A 12,901-nucleotide genomic window follows, 5' to 3' on the forward strand; every position below is an offset into this window, starting at 1 on the left:
AAGTAAATTTTTCTGGTAAGTGCGTAAATCCTATTTTTACTGTTTCAAAAGTTGCCAACACTGTTGAGCGATCGCCCAATCTTCTTGAGTATGAATAACTAATACCCGCACTGCTGAATCGGGTGTAGAAATATCCTCATCCACAGGCTGCTGCTGATTTTTTTCAAAGTCTATTTTTAATCCCAAAAAACCAAAGGCTTCACAGGCGGCTTGGCGAATTTCCGGGGAATGTTCACCCACGCCTGCTGTAAATACCAAACTATCTAATCCGCCCAAACTGGTAAGCATTGCACCCATACTAGAACGCAGGCGATGTACGTAGATATCCCATGCGAGTTGAGCGCGGGAATTGCCTTGAGCGATTGCTGCTCTCAACTCACGCATATCGCTAGATACACCCGAAATTCCCTTTAACCCAGAAGCTTTATTTAAAATATGATCCAACCTTTCGACAGAGTAATTGCAGTACCGTAACAGGTAAATCAAAATTCCCGGATCAACTGAACCAGAACGACTACCCATCATCAAACCTTCTAGGGGCGTGAATCCCATAGTGGTATCAATACTGCGGCCATTTTTAATCGCTGCCAAAGAGCAACCATTGCCCAAATGACAGATAATTAATCGCCCAGATGCAACATCTCGACCGAGAATTTGGGCAGCACGTTGAGAACAGTATTGGTGGCTGATACCATGAAACCCGTAGCGGCGAATACCTTCCTCTACCCACTCATAGGGGCCGGGATAGATTGCTGCTGCATCAGGTAGGGTGGCATGAAATCCGGTATCAAATACTGCTACCTGGGTGACATCTCCTAAAGTTTTTTCGATTCCTTCTATACCTGACAAAGCGGCTGGATTATGTGCTGGAGCAAGGTTAGACAGACGAGTGATCGCTTTTTTAACATCCTCCGTAATTACTACACTATCTCGATAATCCTGTCCGCCATGTACTATCCGATGCCCCACTACATCGATTTCTGACAACTGATCAATTACTTTGGTAGTACCATCACTCAGCGTATGAAGCATATAAGTAAGGTGTGCCTGTGGGGAATCACCAGAGATTGATTCTTGCAACGTTGCACCTGTACCAGTTTTCACCTCAATTTCTGCCACACCCCGTTCTTGAGTCCAGTTGATTTTCCCTTCCCAAAGGGGTTGGGGTGCTTGGGTGGGGGGAGCCTCATCTGCAATCTTGTACAGACAACTCTTTTGGCTGCTTGAACCGGCATTCAGCACCAATATCTTCATATAACAACATAAAAACATGATCTCCTTTGATCATGTCACTAAGTGTAGCCTCATGCTTCTAGTCTATGGGCATAATATACAGACCCATTGTTGCTAGTTGGCGACGGCAGGTTTTGTTTTTTTAAATAAACTTTTTGCCATCTATCTAAAGATAGTTTTTTACTTGATGCTACGCGATCGCTCCGCTCAAATGCCTCAAATTGTTACGTAACGCCTTTACTAATATTCATCCGCTTCAAGGTTTTGTTTCATCTCGGCACCGACGGCACGAGCAGCCGGATCTGAACTTTGTAGTAGCGTACTTGACACATTGTGCTGCTCAACTTGGCTTCGGTTTTGACTAAGTTTGTACTTACCTTCCAAGCGTGTAACAGTTATTTCAAATCCCACAATGCCATTCATCATACCTTCACGGAATCCGTCAGATAAACTGTGCCAATGCGATTTGTAATCAGCTTCGTAGGTGTCTATCATCTCGTTGATCATTTGGTTCATTGATTCTGGAGATTCATTAAGCATGATGACTTTGGGAATACCATATGCGTGAACAGCAATATAGTTCCACGTCGGTACACTTTCATACCTTTCATATAAAGTAGGGGAAATGTAAGCGTGTGCTCCGGTAAAAATAGCAAGTAACTCATTACCAAGAACTTGTGATTGAGGATTTTGTTTTGCCAGATGACCAATTAATTTAACAGCATCCCCTTGCATTGCAATGACAAGAGGAACGTGTGAAGCATAAGGTACACCATCTATAATCGATACCAACGTAGCGAAACTATTGGCTCTCATAAAGGCGATCAATTTATCAACATTATCTTCTTGAAAAGCGGTTGGTCTATACATGGCAATTTAACGTCACTATCAACTTATAAAAGTTCTCTAGCTCTCATTTGTATTTTTACTGCCTCTCCTCTCAATTCGGCAAACCATCTACCCGCATCAAATCCAATTCCCGTTCAAATATTTCATCAATTGGCAACATTTGACCATCAACAGTCATAAATTTATGGTCTTTTGTTGCCCGAATCAATGAACCATCTTCCAAACAATACTCAAACATCTCTTGCTGGCCGCGATCGTGCCACTGTGCTATGGGCTGCGTGTAAATATTTCCATTATTATCAACGCTGTACACAGTACATTCAATGCGTTTTTCTACAATTTTCCCAATCGGCAGTAATCCATATTCTACTGTCAATATTTCCGTGTCATAGCTTAAACAATATTCAGCAAACTTTAACATTTGCTCAAATAATTCATCCGCAACTTTTTTCTGAACACCATTTTTAGCTGCACCATCTACGAATTTTTCTCGCTGCTTTTGCATCTCCGAAACTTTCTTTTTACCCATCGCCCGACGCAGCAAGTCAGCTTGTCCTAAAGAATATCCAGCCATATCCTGAGCAATTTTCATGATTTGCTCTTGATAGACCATAATTCCATAGGTTTCGTCTAATATTGGTTCCAGAGTTTGGTGTTGATAATCAATCTTTTCTCGCCCATGTTTGCGGTTAATAAATTTAGGTATCAGTCCCGCATCTAATGGCCCCGGTCGATAAAGTGCCAAAATCGAAGAAATATCTTCTATATTAGAAGGCTTCAAATCTCGCACTATCTGACGCATCCCAGAAGATTCTAATTGAAATATCCCTTCTAACTCCCCGGCTTCTAATAACTCATAAGTTTTTTGGACATCTTTTGGTAAACTGCTATGTTCACCTTTAGCTAATATCTTCTGGGCTTTTCTTTCTTGGCGGGGAATTTCATCAGGATCAACCCGATATCCTCTCGTTTCTTGAATCAAATCAACGGTTTTTTGAATCAACGTTAGGTTCCGTAAACCCAGAAAGTCCATTTTCAATAAACCCATTGATTCCAGGTCTTCCATGAAGTACTGGGTAATCACGGAACCGTCATTATTCTTTTGTAACGGCACAATCTCATCAAGTGGATCGGCAGAAATTACCACACCTGCTGCATGAACACCAAAAGTTTTGTTAGTTCCTTCAATTCGCATCGCCATATCAAGCCAATGGCGAACATGGGGTTCTTTATCATATTTCTCTTTAAACTCTGGTTCTGGAGTTTTATCAGAAACCATCACCTTGAGTTTCGTTGGTTTCCCTCGCACCACAGGAATTAATTTCGCCATTTTGTCAGCTTCCCCATAGGGAATATTTAATACTCTAGCGACATCTTTCAAAACTGCTTTAGAAGTTAGACGGTTAAAAGTAATAATTTGGGCAACTCTATCCGCACCATATTTCTCAGTGACATATTCAATAACTTTATCCCGTTGTTCAATACAGAAATCCGTATCAATATCAGGCATAGATTTCCGTTCTGGGTTCAAAAAGCGCTCGAATAGTAATCCATGATGTACAGGATCAATGTTGGTAATTCGCATTGCATAGGCAACTAATGAACCAGCCGCAGAACCCCTACCTGGCCCCACAGGAATATTATTATCCCTAGCAAATTTGATGTAGTCCCATACAACTAAAAAGTATTTGGAAAAACCCATCTGCTGAATCATTTTCAGTTCGTATTCCAATCTTTCTTTATAGACGGAATCAACTTCCTGGCGAGATTTGCGATTTAATCGTTCTAAAAGTCCGTTCCATGCAACATCTTCGGCGTAAGTGTCAGCAGTATGACCAGAGGGAATAGGGGGAGTAGGAATCTGAGGCTCACCCATAATATGGTAAGGCTCGACTTTATCGGCCACTTCTTCAGTAGTGGCGATCGCTTCGGCAATTACATCATCCGGCAAATGGTCACGAAATAGCTGCTGCATCTCCTCACCAGATTTGAGATACTCTGTGCCGCTATAACGCATCCGTTTATCTTCAATAATTAGCTTGCCAGTTTGAATACATAGCAAAGCGTCGTGGGCTTCAACATCAAAACAAGAAATAAAATGAGAATCATTAGTGGCAATAATTTTAATGTCTAGCTCCCTAGCAATTTTAACTATTTCAACATTAACAATTCTGTCTTCTTGGGAGCCGTGGTCTTGAATTTCTAGATAATAATCATCACCAAATACATCTTTATACCACTGAGCAACTTTCCGGGCTGCATCTGGTCTATTACTGAGAATAGCTTGGGGAACTTCTCCACCTAAGCAAGCACTGGTAACTATCAACCCTTCATGATATTCTTTGAGTAAATCTTTATTAATACAAGGACGAGAAAAAATTCCTTTGCCTTGAACACCTTTGAGGTGAGAAATTGTGGTTAATTTGACTAAATTTTTGTAACCTTTGGTATTTTTAGCTAAAACAACTTGATGATATTTAGGACGGCGTTCTTGTTTCTCAATATCGCCGTTAATTACATACATTTCATTGCCGATAATCGGCTTAATATTTTGACTACGGCAGATTTTGATCAGTTCAACAGCTCCATACATGACACCATGATCGGTAAGAGCGATCGCTTTCATCCCCAGTGCGATCGCTTGATTCACCAACTCTGGTAGCTGACTTGCTCCATCAAGTAGACTGTAGTCACTGTGAATATGTAAAGGAACAAAGGACATAAGCATCTCCAACCACAAGCCAAGATATCTCTAGGGGCCTACCTTGTGGTATGCCCTTTCAAGCCAGATTTTGCAAAGCAACGGAATATTACATTAGCAGTTTTTACCCAAAATTAAAGCTGTTCTTTTTCCGAAATTGTCACTGTCATCAGTGTTGTTTTAATAGTTACAGCAGTTAATCAGCATCTAACTAATGAGTCAAACAGAGAGTACTACTTCGCCTGAAACCAAAGCTCGCCCTTGGTGGCAGCGTATCCCTCTCACATTGCAAATTCTCATCGCTCTAGTAGCCGCAGTCAGTGTTGGAATTGCCCTTGGTGCGGGGAATCCCAATCCCAGCAATGCTACCTTAATCAACAATTTAGCAATTCCGGCTGAATTGGTGCTAAAGGCTCTCCGCGCCCTAGCTACGCCGTTGATTCTGGTAGCGGTGCTGCATACCTTAATGACTACGAATATCCCTGGTACAGTCGGACGGCGACTGGCAGTGCTACTTTTAACTAACACTACTGTAGCTATTTTGGTGGGACTTTTCGTAGCGAATGTACTGCGTCCGGGAACTTGGGGCAATGTAGCCACCTCAACAACTACACAAATAACTACTCAGAGTCTTGATCCTTGGGGAATACTCAAAGATGCTGTACCGGAAGCTGTCCTCAAGCCATTAGTTGATAATAATGTCATCCAACTGATTGTTATTGCCCTAAGTTTTGGCATCGTCCTGCGGGGATTAAAATCTGAACAAATTGCCCAAGGGAAAATAGGATACCAGCCGATAGAGGATGTGATCGGGATTTTGTTTGAAGCGGTAGTCCGCGTTCTCAACTGGGTAATTGCCTTAGTGCCTTTCGCAGTCTTTGGGATTGTTGCTAAAACAGTTGCTATGCAAGGATTCGCACCGTTTAAATCTTTGGGTGCATTTATCGTGGCGGTGCTGTTAGCGCTGGTATTGCAGGCGTGCTACTACCTCACCAGAGTAAAATTTGGTTCTTGGGTAGACCCGCTAAAATTCCTAGCTGGCGGTTCTGATGCTTTTTTGACAGCTTTCTCAACTTCTTCCTCTGCGGCGGCAATGCCCATAACTTTTGAGGTTTTGCAAACAAAAGTCGGTTTAAGGGAATCTTCTGCTGCCTTGGGGGCATTAGTAGGGGCAAATTTCAATAATGATGGCACTGCCCTTTATGAAGCAATGTCTGCGTTGTATATTTCCCAACTGATTGGGCAACATCTGAGTCTGGGACAGCAGTTAATTGTCATCCTGACCTCGATTTTTGCATCTGTAGGTGCGGCAAATATTCCCAATGCTGGACTGGTAACGATGACACTGGTGTTCACTTCTGTAGGCTTACCTACCCAGTACATAGCTTTGCTAGTTACTGTGGACTGGTTTCTGGATCGCTGCCGCACTGCGATTAATGTCATGGGAGACATGACTGTTAGTGCTTTACTTGACGGCAAAAAGCCTCGTCTACAGAACGAGGCTTAGTTTGACGGCTTTGAAGGTATCTAATGTTGTTGAGGCCCTTTGGCATCACATTCTTTAGTCCAGCAGCGTTCTAGAAGTCGAAGACGCCAGATCAATGCAAAGCGTTGAGGATTCAATACTAATTTAGTATCGTGACTAAATAAGGGCTGGTTCAGATACTGCCAAAGGGGAAAATTAATCTTGGTGTGTTTTGGAGTCATAAGAACAACGAAATATTATAAAAGTTTAGTGGCCATAGTTGGCATTTTGTCTAGCAACTGCCTGATACTGTTTTTCTAGTTAAAGACTACACTGCGTTTTTGCAATTGTCTTGGTGGCAATTGCGGAATTTCACCAAGTGAATTAATGTTGTTTCCGCTTTAATACTGAAATCGCACACACCATTTTTCTGATTCCCCATCCTGTGAAAAGTCATACAATTTCACTATATTCCTGCTACAGATACGTTCGTAGAAGCGTACATCATCTGTACGCCCCTAAAGCCGATACATCTGTTGCAAAGATGTTTGGAAGCGATCGCATTGCTATCCAGAATCTTAACTCGGTAGCCTGTTAGTAAATCGGGTAATGTGGCGTTGAGGCAATGAAAATTTCGTTGCACGGCAGAAACAACCTTTGACTTGATGCTCTGACTGTTATGAACTTAGCGATCGTAGCCAGTAGTTCTTCATTTCAGAAATTTACCAGAGTATTGTCGGAGTGCCTTTAAAACAATAAACGGTTTTGTAATACAAAATATATTGTGTATAATCTAAGACCATTAAATCTTGACCGTCTTTCTAAAGATTGATAATTTAATAGATAAGTAAAATTTTCTTGGGTGTACTTTTCATATCGACAAAAAACTGGGACGGGCAAGATGCCCATCCAATAATCAAAAAGATAATTTTTCTAATAACCCAAGTTGCTAGTTATCAAAAAGTTTCTCTTTTTAAGTACAAAAGGTTAAAAGATTGTATTGGGCTATATTTTGAGCTAAGTCCACTGGTTTTGCTTCCTACAATTATTAATGTGGACTCCTATATCTATACCTTTCATATTGCAATTTATGTATGACAATAGCGCATAAATAAAGATAATTATGCCTACCATCTCTAGTACCTCTTCTATAGTCGTTATGAAGGCATAAACCATGCTACTTTGAGTGTAGTAATATTCGTAGTATCCGCCTACCAATTCAGTAGCAATTGCACCTGCTACGTAGATTGTTCCAGCAATAAAAAATAAGCGTCGTGTCTTGCTAGGAAGAGTAGCGACAAATTTACCAAACACTAGCAAAAATCCGAGTACGAAGATAGCACCCACGATCACCCAAGCGTAGTAAAGAAAACCACTGGTATTGAATGTACTTTGCAGTGGTGCAGTTAGTCTTTCATGAAAACCGATCAATTCGTCTAACGACAAACCAGCAAAGACTATTGACAATCCTCTCCATGACCAGAAATCTTTCTTTTTAGCTAACTTTTGAGCTTGGAAGATAATCTCCAGTAAAATAGAACAAAATAGTAAAGCTCCTCCAGAGTAAATTGTAGGAATATTTTCCTCGCTGTTGAGGTCGAATAGAAGTCTAAAAGTATCCCTCCCAGGAAAGTCAGGTAGATAGTAGACATTGTAATTAGCAAAAAGACTGACGAGAGCAAAGCACAATACCACACCAAGAAGGAATTTGAGTGTTTTGTTGGCAGAAAGATATACTTTTAATTTATGTGATGATTGCAACGCCGCGATCGCATCTTCTGGTTTTGTAGAACTCGTTGACTCAACTACAGATAGGTAATTTCTCTTACCATTATCTGAATAAGACTGGTTTTTCAGGATTTTGCATCGCTCTGGCAATACAACGTTTGACATGAAGTACTCAATGGTTTGCTGCTTAACAAAACCATGCATCGCCAAAATTTTTCCCAATTGCTCACCACTCAACTTTTGTGTCTTGAGTGCTGTATCTAATTCATCTGGAGTAATTAGTTCAGCTTCAATCAAGTACTTCCCAAGCGGCTTAAGCTCGAAACTTTGCGCGTCTATTTGCCTAATCAATAATATCTCCTTATTTTCACTGGCTAAATGTAATAAATTTTCTCGCTTAGTCATGAAAAATTATATTTACTGATAAGATCAGATTTTAAAATTTTCATAACCTCCGCTTAATCATATTTTGCACTGCCTAAATTCTTCACTAAATAAGTGTAAATTTATTCTAAAAAAAGTATGAATTTATCATGTAGATACGTCAGTTCTGCCGTTGCTGTTATTTCTAAACGCATTAAATACAGGATTTTCCCTCATGGTTTCTAGCAGACATCCCTGACCAGCAGAACGCACTCTTACCTCAAAACCTTGTTTATAGAAAAAAATGAATCCACCTCTCACTCTCATGTGTAGGTGGATTTATTCAGATGTACAGACATCTGGCGCGGTTGATTGTATCTCTAGCAGACATCGCTAAGTAGCAAAAATGCTGCTAGAGTTGGATTACAGGCTCATCTCTTAAGTTAGAGAGTACCTACAAAGAGTTAGTAATGAGTACCAGTTTTACGATGGTTGATAGCAGTAACAGCATCAGGCTTGAGTAATTTACCTTCGTCCACAGTTGCATACACAACCCAATGGTCGCCACATTCCAGACGTTGATTGACTGAGCATTCCAAATATGCTAATGCATCGGTAAGGACGGTACAGCCGTTATCCGCAACTGCTGTACTAAAGTTGGCAAATCGGTCTTCCCCAGGCGCGAAAGATTTACGGAAATGCTTCATGTAATCTTGGTGATTGCCTTCAGGTAAGATATTTAAGGCAAACTTACCGCCTGGATACATCAAGGATTCGATCGCTCGGTCTTTGGCGATCGCAACAGTTATTCCGGGTGGGTTAAAGGTGGCTTGAGAAACCCAAGCGCCTAACATTGCGGTAGAGACTTCTCCTTGTTTAGCTGTGATTACGCATACGGAACCAACGATCCGACCAACAGCCTGTTCCACTGGAGTCGCAGCTTGTTGTGGTACGCGTACCTTTTTAGCTTTTTTCAGTGCTTGGGCAAAGTCTGTACCTAGTTCTTCACAGAACTTGAGAGTGACATCATCAGGTTTAAACTTGACCTTCAGGGTGTCAAAGCCAAAGCGATATCCAGCATCCCGGAGTTTACCTTCAATTAAGTCAAATGCTTCGCCACTCCAGCCATAAGATCCAAAGACTCCAGCGAGTTTGCTGTTGTCACCACTCGATAGCACAATTCCTAAAGCAGTATGAATGGGAGTTGGCGCATGACCACCGATGGTAGGAGAACCGATGATAAAACCCTCTGACTGTGCTAGGTTGATGCGAATTTCATCAGGGGTAGCAAATTCGCAGTTAATCGATTTGACTGCGACTCCACCTTTAGTTAGTCCCAGAGCGATCGCTTGTGCTAAAGTCGCTGTATTTCCGTAAGCTGAAGCGTAAAGTAGGGCAACGGAAATCTCGCGATCGTTGTGAGAACGGCTCCACTCTGCATAAGCTTTGGTGAGTTCGATTAAGCTGGTGCGTACCAAGGGCCCGTGACCCACAGCATACATTCTCACCTGCAAATCTGATATTTTCTCCAAAGCTGCTTGCACATGAGGAGTTTGGGGAGCCATCAGGCAGTTAAAGTAGTAACGCTGGTCTTCTTTGAGCGCTTCCCAGTTATCATCAAACACTTCATCACCACAGAGATGAGTTGCAAATAACTTATCTGTGTAGAGAATTTGGGTTTGTTGATCGTAGGTACAAAGTCCTTCCGGCCAACGTGGGCTGGGAGTGGGGAAGAATTTTAAAACATGACCTTTCCCTAAATCCAGAGTTTCTTTCCCCCGCATCACCAAGACTTTCAAATCTTGCTCTAGGAAAGCAGCACGCAAATTGTTCGCACCGGGAAGAGAACAGACAAAAGTTACCTGTGGTGCCAGTTCTAAAATTGCTTTGATGGTTGCAACTCGGTTGGGATTAAAATGTCCCAGGATTATATAATCCAAATGTTGCAAATCTAAAGTCTGCCGCAATGCCTCTAAATAAATTTCGGTAAAGCTTTCTGGCGGTGGATCAATAAGTGCGGTTTTATCAGCTTCAATTAAATAGCAATTGGAGGTAGTACCTCTTTCAAGTGCGTATTCAATTTCAAACCGCAGACGTGACCAACTACGTGCTCTGATCGCCTTAGTATTTGTAGCAATTGGTAGAACTTGTACGTCGCGTGGCTTGGAATTGGTCATAGCTGTTGGGTAAAGTTTGAGAACAGGGAATAGGGAACAGGGAATAGGTTATGGGGTATAGATCATAGGAAACAGGGGATAGTTTTCTTTTCTGTCCCCTGTTTCCTGTTACCTCTTGCCTCTTTCTTAGTAGTAATTACCTACTTTGCGATGGCGAACGGCTGTCAGTCCATCGTTTTTGGAGACACGACCTTCTTGGACGGTGCAGTATAAAATCCAGTGGTCGCTGCATTCCATGCTGCTCTGTATTTCACATTCCATGTATGCCAGAGCATCAGTTAGAATTGGGGAACCGTTTTTCGCGGTTTGAGTTTTCACCCCAGCAAATCGGTCAGCACCGGGATGCAAGCGCTTGAGAAAGTGCTTTTTCAATTCCTGATAATTGCCTTCTTCCAAAACGTTGAGGACGAAACGATCGCCTACTTGCATTAAGGAATCAATGGCGCGGTCTTTAGCAACGGCAATTGTCAATCCTAAGGGTTGCAAACTGGCTTGCGTTACCCAGGATGCCAGCATTGCGCTTGAGGCATTATCTTTTTTAGTAGTGACTATATACAGTCCACTACTAATCCGACCCAATGCCTTTTCCATGTTGACATCGAGGGACTTGATTTGCTTGATGTTGCGATCGCGCACCAGCAATTGTCCAATGTCTTTACCCGCTTCTTCACACAACTGGAATGTCGATGCAGTGGGAGCCTCTTTAATCCGAATAGCTGGGAAGGCTTCTTTGATGCCAGAGTTGAGGAATTGTCTGCGGAGTGTATCAATGGGTTCATCATCCCCACCGTAACATTCAAACAGCCCAATCAGTTGCTTGTTCTTGGCGACAGCTAGCACCGAGCTGATACTAGCTTGGGCGGCGGCAGAAGTAGTTGGAGGCATACCGATAATGATGCCAGCTGCTCTCCCGGCTAATTCTTGAATTTCTTGGCTCTCAGCAGTACTTAGATCCAGTACTTCTACCCCAATGCCAGTTTTCAGGATACCTTCGGCAATTGCGTGACCAAGGCGCTCACCATACCCATAATCTGAGACAAAAAACAAGCCAACAGTTGTTTCTGCTTTAGCTTGTTTTTGGCTCCAATTTTCGTAGCACCCGGTTAAAACATCTAAATGGTGGTGTAATAATGGCCCGTGACCATTAGCGATAATATTAATCTTGCCGAGATCGCCCATCCGCTTCATGGCATTCAGCAGCGAACGAGCGTTAGGGCCCATCAAGCAGTCGTAGTAAAATCTAAAATCAGCTTCGATCGCTTCTAAATCTTCGTCGAAGGTGCGATCGTCACAAAAATGCATCCCAAAAGCATCACAAGTGTAGAGAATTTGGGTTTTGCGGTCAAAGCTAAAGATTGTATCCGGCCAGTGCAGGTTAGGCGCACTCACGAATTCCATTTCGTGTCCTTTGCCTAGATCTATGCGATCGCCAGTTTTGACAACCCGCTTGGAAAAAGGATCGTGTACTAAGCCTTCCAAAAACTGAAGCGCAACTTTTGAGGCTAAGACGGTTGCTCTAGGAGCTAACTGAAGAACATCTTCTACCAAGCCGCTATGGTCTGGCTCTGTGTGACTAACAATTATGTAATCAATTGTTTTGGGATTGACAAGACCTTTTAGAGTCTCTAAATACAGATCGCGAAACTTCTGGTGAGAAGTATCAATCAGAACTGTTTGTTCACCCCTAATTAGATATGAATTGTAGGTTGTGCCGTTTTGCAGTCCGAATTCGATATCGAAGCGATCGCGATCCCAATCAAGAGAGCGAATCGCTGTTGTGTTAGGGGCAATTTCTACAGTTTGTATAGTTAACCGATGCTGAACGTTCTCTGCGATCGCTACCATTATTCGTCTCCGAGCGCAAATTAACAGGTTTTTCTTCTGCACCCATTGTCCCTATTATTTTTTGTTTAAGTTGTAATGAATATCAGTTTTTGCAAAATTTAACTTGTATCAATTATTGCTGTTTTTTAGCAAAAAATATGACTCAGAAAAAATACTAAATATTAATTTATTCTAAACATTTACTGGGTATTTATTTTTGCCATTTATCTAATTTTATCCTAATTCAAAAGCTTTAGAATCATCATATTATTTGATAATTAAAGCTTAAGAAAATATTACACATCCAGGACTGTTATAGTAACCTTCGTTTTTGAGAATGACTTATGAATCTGAGGACATACCAGGGTTACAAGGAGATTTTGGAATTGTGGCGCAAATTTTAGGCGATCACAAAACAAGTATCTTAAAAAAATATATTTAGATAAAAATCATAAAAAATTAGTTTTTTAAGATCCTCACTGATAAACAAGTAGGAAAGGTGGGAAAAGTAGGAAAGGTGGGAAAAGTAGGAAAAGTAAGGTAAATTCATCTACTTTCTAA

At 41.6% G+C, this 12,901-nt stretch carries 9 protein-coding genes; 1 reads left to right on the forward strand and 8 read right to left on the reverse strand.

All coding sequences use genetic code 11. The annotated features are described in order from the left end of the window. Positions 1 to 36 precede the first annotated feature (36 nt). The 3 genes from F8R90_RS25805 to F8R90_RS25815 form a co-directional block, all read right to left on the reverse strand. The gene (locus tag F8R90_RS25805; protein WP_196513074.1) at positions 37 to 1,254 is read right to left on the reverse strand and encodes an acetate kinase; all 1,218 of its coding nucleotides are present in this window, start codon (positions 1,252 to 1,254) and stop codon (positions 37 to 39) included. 219 nt (positions 1,255 to 1,473) lie between these two features. Beyond that, positions 1,474 to 2,103 (reverse strand): FMN-binding negative transcriptional regulator, encoded by a 630-nt coding sequence (locus F8R90_RS25810; RefSeq protein ID WP_196513046.1) that lies wholly within the window; start codon positions 2,101 to 2,103, stop codon positions 1,474 to 1,476. 70 nt (positions 2,104 to 2,173) lie between these two features. Further along, a complete protein-coding gene (locus F8R90_RS25815) occupies positions 2,174 to 4,804 on the reverse strand; it encodes a DNA polymerase III subunit alpha (protein ID WP_196513047.1) in 2,631 nt (876 codons plus the stop codon). A gap of 193 nt (positions 4,805 to 4,997) precedes the next feature. Between F8R90_RS25815 and F8R90_RS25820 the strand changes: the two genes are divergently transcribed. Then, positions 4,998 to 6,290 carry a dicarboxylate/amino acid:cation symporter gene (locus tag F8R90_RS25820; RefSeq protein ID WP_196513048.1) on the forward strand — a complete coding sequence of 431 codons (1,293 nt, stop codon included), beginning with the start codon at positions 4,998 to 5,000 and terminating at the stop codon, positions 6,288 to 6,290. 20 nt (positions 6,291 to 6,310) lie between these two features. Here F8R90_RS25820 and F8R90_RS33145 read toward each other — a convergent pair whose 3' ends face one another. The 5 genes from F8R90_RS33145 to F8R90_RS25840 form a co-directional block, all read right to left on the reverse strand. After that, entirely contained in the window at positions 6,311 to 6,490 is a 180-nt protein-coding gene (locus F8R90_RS33145) for a hypothetical protein (RefSeq protein ID WP_230966875.1), read from the reverse strand. 224 nt (positions 6,491 to 6,714) lie between these two features. After that, positions 6,715 to 6,891: a hypothetical protein gene (locus F8R90_RS25825; RefSeq protein ID WP_196513049.1), complete on the reverse strand. Its 177-nt coding sequence runs from the start codon at positions 6,889 to 6,891 to the stop codon at positions 6,715 to 6,717. 374 nt (positions 6,892 to 7,265) lie between these two features. Continuing rightward, entirely contained in the window at positions 7,266 to 8,381 is a 1,116-nt protein-coding gene (locus tag F8R90_RS25830; RefSeq protein ID WP_230966883.1) for a hypothetical protein, read from the reverse strand. A gap of 422 nt (positions 8,382 to 8,803) precedes the next feature. Further along, the gene (locus F8R90_RS25835; protein WP_196513050.1) at positions 8,804 to 10,516 is read right to left on the reverse strand and encodes a diflavin flavoprotein; all 1,713 of its coding nucleotides are present in this window, start codon (positions 10,514 to 10,516) and stop codon (positions 8,804 to 8,806) included. Between the two features lie 126 nt (positions 10,517 to 10,642). Continuing rightward, on the reverse strand, positions 10,643 to 12,361 hold the full coding sequence (locus tag F8R90_RS25840) for a diflavin flavoprotein (RefSeq protein WP_196513076.1): 1,719 nt from the start codon (positions 12,359 to 12,361) through the stop codon (positions 10,643 to 10,645). Between the last annotated feature and the right edge of the window lie 540 nt (positions 12,362 to 12,901).

The sequence above is a fragment of the Nostoc sp. NZL genome (assembly GCF_015714705.1).
In the GTDB taxonomy this organism is placed as follows: Bacteria; Cyanobacteriota; Cyanobacteriia; order Cyanobacteriales; family Nostocaceae; genus Nostoc; species Nostoc foliaceum_A.